At 66.6% G+C, this 15655-nt stretch carries 16 protein-coding genes; 3 read left to right on the top strand and 13 right to left on the bottom strand.

Going from position 1 to position 15655, the window contains the following annotated elements; translation table 11 throughout:
* Position 1: 1 nt before the first annotated feature.
* The 6 genes from AC30PD_RS12220 to AC30PD_RS12195 form a co-directional block, all read right to left on the bottom strand.
* A complete protein-coding gene (locus AC30PD_RS12220) occupies positions 2 to 511 on the bottom strand; it encodes a hypothetical protein (protein WP_489535931.1) in 510 nt (169 codons plus the stop codon).
* A 167-nt stretch (positions 512 to 678) separates the two neighbouring features.
* Complete coding sequence (glnA, locus tag AC30PD_RS12215; protein ID WP_489535930.1) at positions 679 to 2094, bottom strand: type I glutamate--ammonia ligase; 1416 nt, start codon at positions 2092 to 2094, stop codon at positions 679 to 681.
* Between the two features lie 240 nt (positions 2095 to 2334).
* A complete protein-coding gene (locus tag AC30PD_RS12210) occupies positions 2335 to 3129 on the bottom strand; it encodes a competence/damage-inducible protein A (protein ID WP_489535929.1) in 795 nt (264 codons plus the stop codon).
* Between the two features lie 15 nt (positions 3130 to 3144).
* Positions 3145 to 4053, bottom strand: coding sequence for an EI24 domain-containing protein (locus AC30PD_RS12205; RefSeq protein WP_489535928.1), 909 nt, complete (start codon positions 4051 to 4053; stop codon positions 3145 to 3147).
* A gap of 24 nt (positions 4054 to 4077) precedes the next feature.
* A complete protein-coding gene (locus tag AC30PD_RS12200) occupies positions 4078 to 4899 on the bottom strand; it encodes a TIGR00266 family protein (protein WP_489535927.1) in 822 nt (273 codons plus the stop codon).
* A gap of 32 nt (positions 4900 to 4931) precedes the next feature.
* Positions 4932 to 5981 carry an RNA methyltransferase gene (locus AC30PD_RS12195; RefSeq protein WP_489535926.1) on the bottom strand — a complete coding sequence of 350 codons (1050 nt, stop codon included), beginning with the start codon at positions 5979 to 5981 and terminating at the stop codon, positions 4932 to 4934.
* Between the two features lie 120 nt (positions 5982 to 6101).
* Here AC30PD_RS12195 and AC30PD_RS12190 point away from each other — a divergent pair, with 120 nt between their 5' ends.
* From AC30PD_RS12190 to AC30PD_RS12180, 3 genes are read left to right on the top strand one after another with little or no spacing between them, the layout of a single operon-like run.
* Complete coding sequence (locus AC30PD_RS12190; protein WP_489535925.1) at positions 6102 to 6557, top strand: VOC family protein; 456 nt, start codon at positions 6102 to 6104, stop codon at positions 6555 to 6557.
* The gene (locus AC30PD_RS12185; protein ID WP_489535924.1) at positions 6554 to 6901 is read left to right on the top strand and encodes an ArsR/SmtB family transcription factor; all 348 of its coding nucleotides are present in this window, start codon (positions 6554 to 6556) and stop codon (positions 6899 to 6901) included. Before AC30PD_RS12190 ends, AC30PD_RS12185 begins: the two co-directional genes overlap by 4 nt.
* Positions 6898 to 7395, top strand: a complete 498-nt coding sequence (locus AC30PD_RS12180; protein WP_489535923.1) for an SRPBCC domain-containing protein — start codon at positions 6898 to 6900, stop codon at positions 7393 to 7395. Before AC30PD_RS12185 ends, AC30PD_RS12180 begins: the two co-directional genes overlap by 4 nt.
* Before the next feature lie 6 nt (positions 7396 to 7401).
* On the opposite strand, the gene AC30PD_RS12175 is transcribed toward AC30PD_RS12180, so the two are convergent.
* From AC30PD_RS12175 to AC30PD_RS12145, 7 genes are all read right to left on the bottom strand, one after another.
* Positions 7402 to 8076, bottom strand: a complete 675-nt coding sequence (locus AC30PD_RS12175) for an HAD family hydrolase (protein ID WP_489535922.1) — start codon at positions 8074 to 8076, stop codon at positions 7402 to 7404.
* Entirely contained in the window at positions 8073 to 9443 is a 1371-nt protein-coding gene (locus AC30PD_RS12170) for an aldehyde dehydrogenase family protein (RefSeq protein ID WP_489535921.1), read from the bottom strand. Before AC30PD_RS12170 ends, AC30PD_RS12175 begins: the two co-directional genes overlap by 4 nt.
* Before the next feature lie 23 nt (positions 9444 to 9466).
* On the bottom strand, positions 9467 to 10267 hold the full coding sequence (locus AC30PD_RS12165; protein ID WP_489535920.1) for a gamma-glutamyl-gamma-aminobutyrate hydrolase family protein: 801 nt from the start codon (positions 10265 to 10267) through the stop codon (positions 9467 to 9469).
* Between the two features lie 87 nt (positions 10268 to 10354).
* Positions 10355 to 11488 carry an iron-containing alcohol dehydrogenase gene (locus AC30PD_RS12160; RefSeq protein WP_489535919.1) on the bottom strand — a complete coding sequence of 378 codons (1134 nt, stop codon included), beginning with the start codon at positions 11486 to 11488 and terminating at the stop codon, positions 10355 to 10357.
* Positions 11489 to 11527: 39 nt separating this feature from the next.
* Positions 11528 to 13117, bottom strand: a complete 1590-nt coding sequence (locus AC30PD_RS12155) for an ABC transporter substrate-binding protein (RefSeq protein WP_489535918.1) — start codon at positions 13115 to 13117, stop codon at positions 11528 to 11530.
* A gap of 2 nt (positions 13118 to 13119) precedes the next feature.
* Positions 13120 to 14505: a glutamine synthetase family protein gene (locus AC30PD_RS12150; RefSeq protein ID WP_489535917.1), complete on the bottom strand. Its 1386-nt coding sequence runs from the start codon at positions 14503 to 14505 to the stop codon at positions 13120 to 13122.
* Between the two features lie 26 nt (positions 14506 to 14531).
* The gene (locus AC30PD_RS12145) at positions 14532 to 15641 is read right to left on the bottom strand and encodes a 2-aminoethylphosphonate--pyruvate transaminase (RefSeq protein WP_489535916.1); all 1110 of its coding nucleotides are present in this window, start codon (positions 15639 to 15641) and stop codon (positions 14532 to 14534) included.
* Positions 15642 to 15655 lie beyond the last annotated feature (14 nt).

Genomic DNA, 15655 nt, shown 5'->3' with positions numbered 1-15655 from the left:
CTCACGACGGCAGCTTGGCCAGCTCGCGCTTGATCGACGCGATGTCGTTTTCCTTGCGGGCCAGCGCGGCCTTCATGTCGCTCACGCGGTCGAGGTACTTCTGGTTGTTCTTCTCGTCGCCGCGGCGCTCGGGTTCGCCGTTGTTGTATTCGGTGCGCATGAAGGCCAGACGCTCTTCTTCGCGCTTGAGTTCGGCTTCGAGAATGCGGCGGGCGTCGTTGTCGCGCGCGCGCTGCTCGGCCGGGTCGATGCGCGTGGCGGCCGGGCCTGAAGCACCCGGTGCTGCGGCCGCAGTCCCGCGTGGCTTGGTGATCTGGATGATCGTGATCGGCGCGCCGTCGATGGTCTTGCAGCCCTTGTCCTTGGCCTCTTTCGCGGTCAGCGTGTTGTTGTAGTCGTTGCCCGGGCAGCGGTACATCGTGCCGGTCTGGGCGGCCACGGGTGCGAGCGCCGCGGCGCCGAGCAGCAGACCCAGCACCGACCCGCGACCCGCCCAATTCAGGAATCTCATGCGACTCTTCTCCACCCAGTTCAAACGCGGCGCCCAGGCACGCCGCCGACAGGCTCAGGCGGATTGTGTCGCACCTTGCGGGCGCACCGCACAGAGCACCCACAAAGTGAAAGGGACGGCCTGAGCCGTCCCTTGTCCGCTTTCCGGCCCGTCTTGCGACGGCGACCTTACAGCGTGTAGTACATGTCGAACTCGATCGGGTGCGTGGCCATGCGGAAACGCGTGACTTCCTGCATCTTCAGGTCGATGTAGGCATCGATGTAGGCGTCGGTGAACACGCCGCCCTTGGTCAGGAACGCGCGATCCTTGTCGAGGTAATCGAGCGCCTGGTCGAGGCTGTGGCACACCGTCGGGATCAGCTTGTCTTCTTCCGGCGGCAGGTGGTAGAGGTCTTTGCTCGCGGGCTCGCCCGGGTGGATCTTGTTTTCCACGCCGTCCAGGCCGGCCATCAGCATGGCCGAGAAGCCGAGGTACGGGTTCATCAGGGGATCGGGGAAACGCGCTTCGACGCGGCGGCCCTTCGGGTTGGCCACGAACGGGATGCGGATCGACGCCGAGCGGTTCTTCGCCGAGTAGGCCAGCTTCACCGGCGCTTCGTAGCCCGGCACCAGGCGCTTGTACGAGTTGGTGCCCGGGTTGGTGATGGCGTTCAGCGCGCGCGCGTGCTTGATGATGCCGCCGATGTAGTACAGCGCGAATTCCGACAGGCCGGCGTAGCCGTCACCGGCAAACAGGTTCTTGCCGTCTTTCCAGACCGACTGGTGCACGTGCATGCCCGAGCCGTTGTCGCCGACGATGGGCTTGGGCATGAAGGTCGCGGTCTTGCCGTAGCTGTGGGCCACGTTCTGGATCACGTACTTCTGCAGTTGCACCCAGTCGGCGCGCTGGATCAGCGTGCTGAACTTGGTGCCGATTTCCATCTGCGCCTGCGCCACTTCGTGGTGATGCACTTCGCAGGGAATGCCCAGCGATTCGAGCACCAGGCACATTTCGGAACGCATGTCCTGCATCGAGTCGACCGGCGGGGTCGGAAAGTAACCACCCTTCACGGCGGGGCGGTAGCCGGAGTTGCCGTGCTCGTAGACCTTCTTCGAGTTCCACGAGGCTTCTTCCGAGTCGATCTCGGCGAAGCAACCCGACATGTCGTTGCCCCATCGCACGCTGTCGAACACGAAGAATTCGGGCTCCGGGCCGAAGAAAGCGGTGTCGCCGTGGCCCGAGGCTTTCATGTAGGCCTCGGCGCGCTTGGCCAGCGAACGCGGGTCGCGCTCGTAGGGCTTGCCGTCACCGGGCTCGACCACGTCGCAGGTCAGGATCAGCGTGGGCTCTTCGAAGAACGGGTCGATGTTGGCCGTGTTCGCGTCGGGCATGAGCTGCATGTCGGACGCTTCGATGCCCTTCCAGCCGGCGATCGACGAGCCGTCGAAAGCATGGCCGGCGGTGAACTTGTCTTCGTCGAAGTGCGACACGGGCACGGTCACGTGCTGTTCCTTGCCGCGGGTATCGGTGAAACGGAAATCAACGAACTTGATTTCGTTTTCTTTCACCATCTTCATCACATCGGCAACGGTCTTGCTGGCCATCTGGAACTCCTGGTGGAACTTGCTTGTTTGAGGTGGGCTGGGAACGAGAGATCAGCATCGAACGGCCTGCATCGAGGCCCAAAAATGCGCACAGGAATGTAGCAGAAAGCATGCCTGAAGCGACCGTCTACAGGGGGCCTGCGCCCGTCTTGCCCCGGGCGCAGGACCAGCGTTCTGACACTTGATGACATCCCAGATTGGTGCCGATGAAAGCACCAAATGAGAGCACTCGCGCCGACGTCAGCGCACCAATTCAGGGCCTAGTTTGGCGCCGTGTGTTTCGAGCCCGGCCAGCAGGTGAGCGTAAGCAGCGTCGAGAAGCTGAGCCTGCCCTTTGACGCCGAGCTCGATGTGCCGGCCCCACTGCGGGTGGTCGACGCTGGGCAGGCTGAACACCTTCACGCCGGCGAAGCGCGCTTCGATGGCTTCCATCAGCGGCGTGAGCGTCGCTTCCATCGCGCCGAACACGATCACCGACTTCTCGCGCTGCGCGCCCTGGCCTTGCAGATGTGCATAACGCTGGTCGAGCACCCACTCGATCATCGGCCAGGCCATCACCGGAAAGCCGGGCACGAAGTGCACGCTGCCCACCGTGAAACCGGCGATCTTGTTGTACGGGTTCGGGATGATCTGCGCGCCCTCGGGGAACACGCCCATATTGAGGCGGTGCACGTTGTCGTGCCGGTCGGGCTCGAAGGGCACGCCCTGCTCGGCGGCGGTGTCGCGCATGCGCTCGAAGATCAGGTCACGTGCCTGCGGGTGCAAGGCCAGCGGCCGGCCGAGCGCAGCGGCCGCGCACTGGCGAGTGTGGTCGTCGGGTGTGGCGCCGATGCCGCCGCACGAGAACACCACGTCGCCGCTCTCGAAAGAAAATTTCAGGTCGGCGGTGATGCGCTGCGGGTCGTCGCCCACGTAACGAACCCAGCTGAGTGCCAGACCGCGCGCCGAGAGCAGTTCGATCACCTTGGGCAGGTGCTTGTCGGCGCGTTTGCCCGACAGGATCTCGTCGCCGATGATGATGAGGCCGAAGTTCATGTTCGCGACCGTTCTTCAGGGTGGGGTGATGGGCGGCAAAGCCGGCGGCACTGCGCGCGGCGTCACGTCTTCGATCAGCATCGCATCACCCGGCATGCCGCGTGATGGCGGCACGACCTGCACCACGTCACGCTCGGCCCGCAAGGCCTGCAAGGCCGAGAGCGCGTAGTGCGCGAACCAGAGCGCCGAGAACGCGAACACCAGCGTGTAGATCCACACCGCCAGCGGCACCAGCACGGGCGCGAACACCACCACGAGCGCACCCGAGGCCCACACGAGCGATGGCGCGGCGCCGAGGTAGCCGGTCAGCACCCCCATGCCGAGCAGGCTGGCGCGGTGCCGCTTCACGAGTTCGCGCCGCTCCTCGCGGCTGGCGTGGTCGGCGAGCACGTCGTAGGTCATCACGCGGTAGGTCAGCCAGCCCCAGATCAGCGGCGGCAGGATCAACACCAGCGGCGGCACAAACCACAACGGAATCGACACCAGCAGCGCGAGCAGCGCCACCAGCGTGGCCCACAGCCCACCGAACACGCTGCCCAGGAAAGAACCGCCCTTCTTGCGTTCCATCAGCGCGAAGCGGCGCTCGCCAACCAGGCTGAGCATCGAAGGCGTCATCAATGCAGCGACCATCAACAGAGACAACACCACGATCACGGGCGTGCTCGCGAACACCACGATCAGCGGTGCCAGCACCGATTTCAGGTTCGACAAACCCAAGCCTTCGAGCCAGCCGATGAAAGTGGCGACGAGTTGCCATGATTCGAGCGCCTCGCGCACACCCGAGACCGCCGGCTCCCAGAAGAAGTAGCCCACGCCGAAAGCCAAGCCGGCCATCAGCACCAGCGGCAACACCGAGAGCGCGATCACGCGCGGGTGCAGACAGTACGCCGCAGCACGCCAGAAAGAATCGAGCAGCAGTTTCAAGACAACACCCTTGTCGATGTGCGCTCAGTCATCGTCGCCGCCCCCGAGCACGCTGCCCAGCAAGCCGCCCACCGCCAGGCCGCCGAGTACTGAGCCTTCTTCACGCGAGCCACCGCGTTGCGGCGCGGCCGCGAACACGCGCGAGGCCAGGCGTGAGAACGGCAGGCTCTGCAGCCACACCGTGCCAGGGCCGGTGACCTTGGCGAAGAACAGGCCTTCGCCGCCGAACAATGCGGTCTTGACCTTGCCGACATACTGGATCTCGAAGTTCACGCTCGGCGTGAGCGCGACGATGCAGCCGGTGTCGACCATCAGCGTCTGCCCTGCACGCAGCTCGCGCTTGACCACGGTGCCGCCGGCGTGCACGAAGGCCAGGCCGTCACCTTCGAGCTTCTGCATGATGAAACCTTCGCCACCGAAGAAGCCGACCGAGAGTTTCTGCTGGAAGTGGATGCCGAGCGACACCCCGCGCGCGGCGCACAGAAAGGCGTCTTTCTGGCAGATGAGCGTGCCGCCCAGTTGGCGCAGGTCCATCGGCAGGATCTTGCCCGGGTAGGGCGCGGCGAATGCGATGCGCGCCTTGCCCTGGGTCTGGTTGGTGTAAACCGTGGTGAACAACGACTCGCCGGTCACGAGCCGCTTGCCCGCGCCGAGCAGCTTGCCGAACAAGCCACCACCGCCACCGCTTTGCGAACCGTCGCCGAAGACGGTGTCCATCTGGATGCCGGCGTCCATGAACATCATGCTGCCGGCTTCGCCGACCGCCGCTTCGCCGGGGTCGAGCTCGACCTCGACGAACTGCATCTCCGAGCCCTTGATCTCGTAGTCGACCACATCCATTGCCATGCCGGTTTCTCCGTGTGAGGTGTTTGCGGGTGTCACTGTGCCACGAGCCACGCCACGGGCTCGCGCTTGTGCGCGCGTGTGGCCGGGGCCGCGGCGCGCGCTCGCAGCTGGCCGCAGCCGCCGTCCACGTCCTGCCCGGCCGACTGGCGCAGCTTGGTGAGGACGCCGCGCTCGTGCAGCGCGCGGGCGATGGCCGCGGCACGCGCCGGCGGCGGGCGCGTGAAGGCCAGGCCGTCGACCGTGTTGTACGGGATCATGTTGAGGATCGCGAACTTGCCCGCGAGCAACCGCACGATGCCGTCGAGTTCGTCGTCTCCATCGTTGATGCCGGCGAGCAGCGTCCACTGGTACTGGATCGGGTAGCCGGTCGCGCGCGCGTACTGCTCGCCGAGTTGCACCAACTCGGCGGGGTCCATGCTCGGCGCGCGCGGCATCAGGCGGGCGCGCAGATCGGCATCTGTCGAGTGCAGCGACAGGGCCAGCGCCGGCTTCACCGCACCCTGCGGCAGGCGCTCGAACACGCGCCGGTCACCGACGGTCGAGAACACCAGGTTCTTGTGGCCGATGTTGCCAGCCGTGCCCAGCAGCTCGATCGCTTCCATCACGTTGTCGAGGTTGTGTGCCGGCTCGCCCATGCCCATGAACACGACCTTCGTCACCGGCCGCAGCGTGCGCGCGAGCGCCACCTGCGCCACGATCTCGGCGCTGCCGAGCTGGCGGACCAGGCCGCCCTGCCCGGTCATGCAGAACACGCAGCCGACCGCGCAACCCACCTGGGTCGACACGCACAAGCCCTGGCGCGGCAACAGCACGCTCTCGACGGTCTGGCCGTCGGCCAGCTCGACCAGCAGGCGGGCAGAGCCGTCTTCGGCGGGGTGTTCCGAGCGCAGACGCGCCAGGCCTTGCAGGTCGGCTTCGAGCGCCGGCAACGCGTGGCGGACGGCCAGCGGCAGAAAGTCTTCGGGCTTGCGCTTGCCACTGCCTTGCGGCAGCGCTTGCGACCACAAGCGCAGTACGCGGTATTCGTGGCCGGGCCCAGCACCCTGGGCGCGCAGGCGTTCTCTGATCTGTTCGATGCGCATGAAGCCGCAAGTGTAGGCAAGGCACGGGCCGCCGCCCGGGCACCCACATAGTTGACATTGCGGTCAACTATTGATAGATTGATTGCACATCAACGCAACCCCGAAAGGCAGGCACCGCGCATGAAAGACACCCCCAAGGACTGGCCGCGCATCTCGTCGAGCCTGTATTGCCAGAACGCAGCGAAGATGATCGACTGGCTCTGCGACGCCTTCGGTTTCGAGCTGCGCCTGAAGGTCGAAGGCGACGGCGGTGGCATCGTTCACAGCGAGCTGACCTATGGCGCCGGCGTGGTGATGGTCGGCGACGAACACTTCGGCTCCGGCGCGCGCTGGGGTGTCGACCGCAAGAGCCCGAAGTCGCTGGCCGGTGCGAACACGCAAGGCATGATGGTCTACGTCGATGACGTCGACGCCCATTGCGCCCGCGCCACGGCGGCGGGCGCGGTGGTCGTCGACCCGCCGAGCGTGCACGACTACGGCGAAGACTACTGGGCCGACCGCAGCTACGGTGCGCTCGACCCCGAAGGCCACCTGTGGTGGTTCACGCAGCGGCTGCGTGACCCCGGCGCCCAGTGAAGAACGAGCAGAACGTCGACGCCACGCTGGCGGCTTTGTCCGACCCGACACGCCGTGCCGTGATCGACCTGTTGCGTGTGCAGCCGCGGCGCGCCGGCGAACTCGCCGAAGCGCTGGCTATGAACGCAGCCGCCTTGAGCCGCCACCTGCGCGTGCTGCGCAAGAGCGGGCTGATCAAGGACGACGAGGTCGAGCACGACGCGCGGGTGCGCTTGTACCGCCTGCAACCCGACGCTTTCGTGTCGCTGCGCGACTGGCTGAACGACGTCGAAGCCTTCTGGGGCGACCAGTTGCAGTCGTTCAAGCGCCACGCTGAAAAGCGCAGCGTGCGGCCGAAGAAATGAGGGCCGCCACCCTGCCCGGCGACCAGGCGAGCGTGACGATCGGCCTGGCGCTCAGCCCGCAAGAAGCCTTCGAGGCGTTCACGCAAGACATCGGCGTGTGGTGGCGGCGCGGCCCGCGATTTCGCAATGCGCCTGGCGAACAGGGCGTCGTCTGCCTCGAACCCGGCGTGGGCGGCAGGGTCTTCGAGTCGTTCGACGGCCCGACCGGCGAGGTGGTGATCGAGATGGGCCGCACCGAGGTCTGGGACCCGCCGCACCGCCTGTTGTTCGCCTGGCGCTTCTCGAACTTTGCGCCGGGCGAGTCGACCGAAGTCGAGGTGCTGTTCGAACCGAGCGCCCATGGTTGCCGCGTGACCGTGATGCACCGCGGCTGGAGTCAGGTGCGCCCCGACCACCCGGCACGCCACGGCCTGCCGAGCGCGGAGTTCATCCGCATGATCGGCTTGTGGTGGGCCGACCTGCTGCGCCCACTGGTCGAGCGCTCGAAACGCTAGAGCGATTCAGCGCGCCAGGTTCAGCACCGTCCAGCCTGCAGTGCGAGCATGCGCCAGCAGGCGCGCGTCGGGGTCGACCGCCACCGGCTCGCCGACCGCGCCGAGCAAAGGCAGGTCGTTGCTCGAATCGCTGTAGAGCGTGGCCTGCGCCAGCAGCGTCGCCGGCAAGCCTCGTTCGGCCAGCCATTCTTGCAAGCGGGTCACCTTGCCTTCGCGCATGTTCAAGGTGCCGGTCGTTCGGCCAGTGCAAACACCCGCCTCGAGCGCCACTTCGGTGGCGATCAGATTCTCGAAACCGAGAGACCTGGCCGTCATGCCGGTGATGACCCGGTTGGTCGCCGTCGTCAGCACGAGCGTGTGGCCTTGTTGCCGGTGACTGTCGACCAGCGCATGCGCAGAAGCCGGTATGCGCGGCGCAATGACTTCGCGCAGGAACTGCTCGCACAGCGGCTGCCACTGCGCCGGCGAGCGCCCCGCGAGCGTGCCCACATAGAAGTCGCAGAACTCCTGCACCGACACGCTCGCGTCGGCATAGCGCCGCGCCATGTCGGCATTGCGCGCTTCGAACTCGGCGCGGTCGAGCAGCCCCTGCTGCATCAGGAACTCGCACCACAGCACATCGCTATCGCCGCTGAGCAGCGTGTGGTCGAGGTCGAACAGCGCGAGCTTCTGTGGCGTCATGCAGGTTGGCGCAGGTGCCAGGCGCGCGGGCGCGTGAACGCCTCGATGCCGTAAGTCGACAACGTGAGGCCCACGCCGGAATCACCGTGGCCCGACCACGGCAGGCGCGGGCTCACGCGGTCGCAGCAGTTCCAGTACACCGTGCCGGCGTTCACCTTCGAGAGGATCGCCTTGGCGCGTGCTTCGTCGCGCGTGAAAACGCCCGCCGTCAAACCGTAGCGCGTGTCGTTCATCAGCGCCAGCGCTTCGGCGTCGCTGCTCACCTTCTGGATGCCGATCACCGGGCCGAAGCTTTCTTCCTTCATCAGCGCCATCGTGTGGTTCACCTCGGTCAGCACGCTCGGCTGGAACCAGTTTCCGGCGCCAGGGATGCGCGCGCCGCCCACTCGCAGCGTGGCGCCGCGCGACACCGCGTCGGCCACCTGCGCTTCGAGCGTCTCGAGTTGCGGTGCTCGCGTGATCGCACCGATGTAGGTCTCTTCGCTCGCCGGGTCGCCGAGGCGAAAGCCCTTCACGGTGTCGACGAAGGCCGCGACGAAGGCGTCGTGAATGCGCTCGTGCACGTAGATGCGCTCGACCGAGCAGCAGCTCTGGCCGGTGTTGTACATGGCGCCGTCGGCGAGCGACTCGGCCGCGCCTTTCACGTCGGCGTCATCCGCCACGTAGGTCGGGTCCTTGCCGCCGAGTTCGAGTTGCAGCTTGATGAAACGCGGGCCGACCGCGGCCGCGATGCGCGCCCCGGTGGCGTGCGAGCCGGTGAAGTAGACACCGTCGACGTTCTGCGCCAGCAGCGCCGCGCCGACCTCGCCGCGCCCCACCAAAGTGATGAACACGTCCTTCGGCACACCGGCTTCGTGCAGCAGCCTGTCGATGTGCAACCCGGTGAGCGTGGAAAACTCCGAAGGTTTGTAGAGCACCGCGTTGCCGGTCAGCAAGGCCGGCACGAAGACGTTGCCGCCGACGAAGTACGGGTAGTTCCAGGCCGAGATGTTGGCCACCACGCCGAGCGGGTCGAGGCCGATCACCTCACGCGTGCCGCCTTCGTCGAAAACCTGCTGCGGTTCCAGCGTGGCCTCGACCTGCGCAATGAAGAAGTCGATGCGCGCCAGCAGCCCGTTGATCTCGTTGCGCGATTGGCGAATCGGTTTGCCGACTTCGGCCGTGAGCGTGGCGGCCAGCGTTTCGACCTGCGCGGCGAGCGCGTCGCGAAAGCGCTGCATCACCGAGATGCGCTGCGCCAGCGGCGTGGCGGCCCAGGCCGGTTGCGCGGCGCGCGCGGCTGCGGCACTGGCGGCCACGCTCTGCGGCGTGGCTTCGGTCACTTCGGTGATCAGGGCGCCGGTGGCGGGGTTGTGGATCTTCAGCATGGTGTGGATTCGAGGTGGTGCGGTCAGGCCACGCGGCAGGCGCGTGCGGTGTTCAGAAAGTCGGCGAGGATGGGCGCGCCGTCGAGTTGCGTCTGGTCGAGTGCGGCCAGCGCCAGGAACTCCGGGTGCCACTGCATGCCGAACACATAACTCGGCCCGCGCCAGCGGATCGCCTCGACAATGCCGTCGGGCACGCCGAGCGCTTCGACCACCAGATCGCGCCCGAGGTCTTTCACGGCCTGGTGGTGGATCGAATTGATCTTCGCCTGGTGCAGGCCCGGGTACATCTTGGCCAGGCGGGTGCCCTGCACCAGGTTCACGTCGTGCAGCGCACGTTCGTACAGATCGGTGTCGCGGTGCGTGACCGCCTGCGTCACCTGCGTCGGAATGTCCTGGAACAGCGTGCCGCCGAGCGCCACGTTGATCAGCTGGCAGCCGCGGCAGATGCCGAGCACCGGCTTGCCGGCGGCGACGAAGGCATTGAAAAGATCGATCTCGTAGCGGTCACGCACGCGGTCGCCGGCCCAGGCCGGGTCGAGCGGCGTTTCACCGTAACTCTCCGGCGCCATGTCGGCGCCCCCCTGCAGCACCAGGCCGTCGAGATGCTCCGCATAAGACGACAGGCTCATCTCGCTGCGCTGGATCAGCCCTTCGCTTTCGATCGCGGGGATCATCACCGCGAGCACGTCCTTACCGAGAATCCAGTGCGCGACCGACTGCTCCAGGTAGTGCAAGGTCTTCGTGTAGACACCACCGAGGTCGAGCACCGGCCCGACCGGGTGGTGGATGCGCGCGGAGATGCCGATGATCAGGGGCTTGGCCACGTCAGACCTCCCGCCGGGCCGCCCCAAGGGAGGGCTGGGCCCCCTTGGGGGGCTGAGAAGCGGCGTAGCCGCGGAGCTGGGGGCTCATCAGAAAGCCTCGGTGAAGAAGCGCTCGAAGTCGGCCGGCGCGCAGACCCGCGGGTTGGTCTGGTGGCACATGTCTTTCGCGGCGATCTCGACCAGGCGGCCGAAGTGCTCGCGCTTCACCCCCACCGCCGCCAGCGAAGGTGCAATGCCGATCTGTTGCTTCAGCTGCGCGAGCCAGGGCACGAAAGCGCCACCCGAGGCCACGCCGACCACGTGGGCGAGCTCGGCGAACTTGGCCGGCACCGCTTCGAGGTTGAAGTTCATCACCGGCTCGATCATCAGCGCGTTGGCCAGGCCGTGGTGCAGGTCGCACACCGTGCCGAGCGCGTGGGCGCACGAGTGCACCGCACCGAGGTCTTTCTGGAACGCGATCGCGCCCATCATCGAGCTCATCATCATGTCGGCGCGGGCCTGCACGTTGCCGGGTTCGCGCACGGCGTTGAGCAAGGCGCGCGCGCCGATGCGCACGCCTTCGAGCGCGATGCCGTCGCACAGCGGGTGGTAGGCCGGCGACAGGTAACTCTCGATGTTGTGGGTGAGCGCGTCCATGCCGGTGGCGGCGGTCACGGCGGGCGGCAGCGCGAGCGTGAGTTCGGGGTCGGCAAACACCACCTTCGCAAGGATCGAGGCCGAGAAGATCACCCGCTTCACATGCGTGTCTTCTTCGCTGATGACGCTGCTGCGCCCCACTTCGCTGCCGGTGCCCGAGGTGGTGGGCAAGGCGATGAAGTACGGCAGCGCGCCGATGGGGCGCACCTGCGGGTGGTCCCACACGTATTCCATCACGTCGCCGGGGTGGGTGGCCAGCAGGCCCACGACCTTGGCGACGTCGAGCGCGGCGCCGCCACCGACACCGACCACGCAGTCGGCGCCGTGCGCCTTGTAGGCCACCGCGCCGTTCATCACCTGGCTGCCGGTCGGGTTGCCGAACACGCCGCCGTAGACCGAGACCGCAAGACCAGCGGCCTCGAGATCGGCCTTCAGCGCAGCCATCAACGGCAGCGCGGCCAGGCCCTTGTCGGTGACGATCAAAGGCCGCTTCAGGCCTTGCTCGGCCAGATGCGGGCCGGCGAGCTTTCTGGCGCCCGCGCCGAAGTGGATCGTGGTCGGGAATGAAAACTTGGTGATGCTCATGCGGTTTGTCTCGAGGTCAAATGGATTCGTACGCGCTGCCTACTGCATGCGCACCCAGCGCAGCTCGATCGTGTCGGTGGGCCACTGCACGGCGCGCACCTTCTTGTTCATGGCCCAGGTCAGCGTGCGCCGGTACAACGGGATGAATGGCAACTCGTCACCGACGATGCGCAACGCCACGCCGACCATGGCACGGCGGCGCGTCAGGTCGGGCTCGATGCGCATGCCGTCGATCAGCGTGTCGAGCTTCGGGTTGCTGTAGCGGCCGGCGTTGAAGGTGCCCAGGCCGCTCTTGTCCCACGTGCGGAACAGCGCGTTCAGCGACGCCCAGGCGTCGGGGTTTGGCGTCCAGCCGAACTCCATGAAGCTCGCCGTCGCTGTGGTCAGTTTCGGAAAGAACTGGTTCGTGGGTGACGAACGCAGAGTCGTTTTGATGCCGGCCTGCGTGAGCATCGCCGACATCGCCTGGCACACGGCCTCGCGCCAGGGCACGTTCACGCAATCGAGCGTGATCGAGAACCCGTTGGGGTAACCCGCCTCGGCAAGCAAGGCCTTGGCTTTCGCCGGATCGAACGGCAGGCGCTTGTCGAGTTCGGCCGGCGAGCCGTCGACTTTGGGCGACAGGAAAGCGCCGGTCGGCGTGCCAAGGCCGCGCAGCACCTTCTGCACGATCAGCTCCATGTTGAGCGCGTGGTAGACCGCACGGCGCACGCGCACGTCCTTGAACGGGTTCTTGCCCTTCACATCACTGTCGAGCAGTTCGTCGCGCGATTGGTCGAAGGTGAGGTACTGCTGGCCGAGGTCGGTGGTCTGCAGCAGCGTGATCGCGGGCTCGCGTTTCAGGCGCTCCACGTCTTGCACCGGCGGGTCGAGCACCAGGTCGATCTCGCCCGAGACCAAGGCCGCCAGGCGCGTGGCGTCGGAGCGGATCGCCACCAGCGTGACCTCGTCGACATTGCCCGAGCGCTTGTCATTCCAGCCCCACCAGCGCGGGTTGCGCTTGAGCACGGTGCGCACGTCGGGCTCGAAACGTTCGAGCGCGAACGGGCCGGTGCCGTTGGCGTTGCGCACCGAATAGGTCTCTTGCTTGCCGTTGAAGTCCTGCGCGAGCTCGACCTTGTATTTGATGCACCAGGCCTTGTTCATCATCGCCAGGCCCTGCAGCTTTTCGGGCAGCACGGCGTCGGGCGCTTCGAGCACGATGTCGAAGGTCAGCGCATCGACCTTCACCGCGCTCTTCACGCCTTTCAGCTGGAACGATCGCTGCGAAGGCGGCGCCAGCGCGCGCTCGATCGAGAACACTGCGTCGTCGGCGCTGAAGGGCGCGCCGTCGTGGAAGGTGACCCCCGGCCGCAGCTTGAAGCGCCAGGTGGTCGGCGCCACCGCTTGCCACGACAGGGCCAACGACGGTTCGAGCCCGAACTTCTCGTCACGGTTGACGAGCGAGTCGTAGACCTGCCAGGCCACGCGCGAGTGGTACAGCAGCGCGAGCGCGTGCGGGTCCATGGTCTGCGGGTCGAAGGCGCTGGCGATGCGCAGCGTGTTGGCCGCATGGGCGTGGCCGACCAGACAGCCGGCCAAAAGCACGGCCTGCCAGAGCGCGCGTCGAAGTGGACGAAGCAGCGACATCATCAGATGATCTCGAAGTAACGCTTCAGTTCCCAGTCGGTCACGCCGTCGAGCCACTGGCGCCATTCCCATTCGCGGGTCGCGGCGAAGTGGTCGACGAAGTCGTCGCCGAACCAGTCACGCGCGATGTCGGAGTCCTTGAACGCACGCGTTGTCTCGATCAGGGTGCGCGGTGCGCGCGCGATGTTCTCGGCACCGCCGTTGGTGCCGGTGATCGGTGGCGTGGTGAGTTTCAAGCCCTTTTCCACGCCGTCGAGCCCGGCCGCGATCACGGCGGCCATCGCCAGGTACGGGTTCACGTCGGCACCGGGGCAGCGGGTCTCCAGCCTTGTCGCCTTCAGGCTGCCGGCGATCACGCGGAAGCTCGCGGTGCGGTTGTCCATGCCCCAGGTGGGTTTCACCGGCGCCCAGAAGCCGTCGACCAGGCGCTTGTAGCTGTTGATCGTGGGCCAGAACATCGGCGCCATCTGCATCAGGCAGGCCACCTGCCCGGCCAGGTAGCTCTCGAACAGCTTGCTCATCTTGCGCGGCGACTTCGCGTCGTAGAACAGGTTGGCCTTGCCGTCGGGCCCTTCCTTCAGGCTCTGGTGGATGTGCCCGCTGCAACCCGGGTACTGCTGGCTCCACTTGGCCATGAAGCTCGGCATCACGCCGAAGCGCGCACCGATCTCCTTGGCGCCGGTCTTGAACAGGATCGCGCGGTCGGCCTGCTCGAGCGCTTCGCCGAAAGAGATGGCCACTTCGTACACGCCCGGCCCGGTCTCGGTGTGCAGGCCTTCGATCGGCACGCCGAAGGCCGGCATCTCGTCCATCAGCGCCTTGAAGTACTCACGCTTGTGGTTCATGCGCAGCAGCGAATAACCGAACATGCCGGGCGTGACCGGCTCGGGCCCGACGCCCTTCTTCGCGGCCCAGCTCTGCGGCGTCTCGTTGAAGTTGAACCACTCGAACTCCATGCCGCACATGGCCGACAAACCCATCTTCTCGGCGCGCTTCAAGACCCGCTTGAGCGTCTGGCGCGGGCAGATCGTCGACGGCTTGCCGTCGGCACCGACGAAGTCGCCCAGGAAGAACGGCACGTTGTCGTCCCAGGGCACACGGCGGTAGGTGTTGAGGTCGAGCCGCGCCAGCGCGTCGGGAAAGCCGTGCTGCCAGCCGGTGAGCGTGGTGTTGTCGTAGCAGTTGTCGTTCGCGTCCCAGCCGAACACCACGTCGCAGAAACCGAAGCCGCCGGCGGGCGCCGGCTCGGCGGCGCCGAAGAACTTGTCCTTGTGCAGGTATTTGCCACGCAGGATGCCGTCGATGTCGCTGACCGCGACCTTGACCTTGCCGGTGCCGCTTTCGCGCACCGCTTTCAAGGCCGGATGTTCCTTCTGCTTCGTCGCCACGCTCGTCTCCTGTGAATTCTTCTGCTTCAGCGCGCTGTCGGGATGCCCATCTCGCGCAACACCTCGCCGACCGCGTTCACCGCCTGCTGCATCTCGGTGGAGCCGATCGCGCCGATGCAGCCGACACGGAAGGTTTCCACTTGCGTGAGCTTGCCCGGGTACAGGATGAACCCGCGCGCTTTGGCGGCGGCGTAGAAGCGTTTGAAATCGTAGTTCGGGTGCGCCGGCGCATGAAAGGTCACGATGATCGGCGCCTGCAGTTCGGGGCGCAAAAAGGGCTTGAGGCCGAGCGCCGTCATGCCGTCGATCAACACGCGGCAGTTCTTCGTGTAGCGCGCCAGCCGTGCCGGCTGGCCGCCCTCTTCCACGAACTGCCTGAGCGCTTCGGCCAGCGCCGCCACCACGTGGGTCGGTGGCGTGAAGCGCCACTGGCCGGTCTTTTCCATGTAGGCATGCTGGTCGAACAGGTCCATCGCCAGCGAATGCGAGTGGCCTTCGCAATGGGCGAGCACGGCCTTGCGAATGAACACGAAGCCCATGCCGGGCACGCCTTCGAGGCACTTGCCGCTGGCGGCGATGAGCGCATCGAAGCGCAGGCTGCGCGCGTCGATCGGCAGCGCCGCGAAAGAACTCATCGCGTCGACGATCAAGCCCTTGTCGTGGCGCGCGCACACGTCGCTCACCGCCTGCAGCGGGTTCGCGACACCCGTGCCGGTTTCGCAATGGATGAAGCCCACATGCGTGATGCTCGGGTCGGCGCGCAAGGCGGCTTCGAGCTCGTCGGGCGACACCGCTTCGTCTTCGTTGCGCGCCAGCACCGTGGTGCGTCGGCCCATCAGCGTGGCGAGCTTGCCCAGGCGTTTGCAGTAGGCGCCGTTGTCGAGCACCAGCACGTGGCCGTCGCGCGGCACCACCGTGGCCACGGCGGCTTCGACCGAAAAGGTGCCGCTGCCCTGCAGGGGCACGACGGTGTGGGTTTCTTCGCCGTGCACGATGGCGAGCAGCTGGCGCCGCAACTCGGCCACCATCTGGTTGAAATCGGCGTCCCACGAACCCCAGTCGCGCAGCATTGCGAGCTTGGTGCGCAGCGTGGTCGTGAGCGGGCCGGGGGTCAGCAGGATGGCGTCGCGGTCCATGTTTGTCTCCGGTT

It is taken from the genome of Rhizobacter sp. (assembly GCF_032229685.1).
In the GTDB taxonomy this organism is placed as follows: Bacteria; Pseudomonadota; Gammaproteobacteria; order Burkholderiales; family Burkholderiaceae_C; genus LMDS01.
This window is presented reverse-complemented; position numbering and strand designations above follow the sequence as displayed.

Bases quoted from the DNA above. Each gene is read 5' to 3' on its own strand.
- AC30PD_RS12155 (WP_489535918.1), bottom strand. From the start codon at position 13,117: ATGTCGCTGCTTCGTCCACTTCGACGCGCGCTCTGGCAGGCCGTGCTT.
- AC30PD_RS12200 (WP_489535927.1), bottom strand. From the start codon at position 4,899: ATGGCAATGGATGTGGTCGACTACGAGATCAAGGGCTCGGAGATGCAG.
- AC30PD_RS12220 (WP_489535931.1), bottom strand. From the start codon at position 511: ATGAGATTCCTGAATTGGGCGGGTCGCGGGTCGGTGCTGGGTCTGCTG.
- AC30PD_RS12195 (WP_489535926.1), bottom strand. From the start codon at position 5,981: ATGCGCATCGAACAGATCAGAGAACGCCTGCGCGCCCAGGGTGCTGGG.
- AC30PD_RS12190 (WP_489535925.1), top strand. From the start codon at position 6,102: ATGAAAGACACCCCCAAGGACTGGCCGCGCATCTCGTCGAGCCTGTAT.
- AC30PD_RS12145 (WP_489535916.1), bottom strand. From the start codon at position 15,641: ATGGACCGCGACGCCATCCTGCTGACCCCCGGCCCGCTCACGACCACG.
- AC30PD_RS12170 (WP_489535921.1), bottom strand. From the start codon at position 9,443: ATGCTGAAGATCCACAACCCCGCCACCGGCGCCCTGATCACCGAAGTG.
- AC30PD_RS12180 (WP_489535923.1), top strand. From the start codon at position 6,898: ATGAGGGCCGCCACCCTGCCCGGCGACCAGGCGAGCGTGACGATCGGC.
- AC30PD_RS12160 (WP_489535919.1), bottom strand. From the start codon at position 11,488: ATGAGCATCACCAAGTTTTCATTCCCGACCACGATCCACTTCGGCGCG.
- AC30PD_RS12175 (WP_489535922.1), bottom strand. From the start codon at position 8,076: ATGACGCCACAGAAGCTCGCGCTGTTCGACCTCGACCACACGCTGCTC.
- glnA (WP_489535930.1), bottom strand. From the start codon at position 2,094: ATGGCCAGCAAGACCGTTGCCGATGTGATGAAGATGGTGAAAGAAAAC.
- AC30PD_RS12210 (WP_489535929.1), bottom strand. From the start codon at position 3,129: ATGAACTTCGGCCTCATCATCATCGGCGACGAGATCCTGTCGGGCAAA.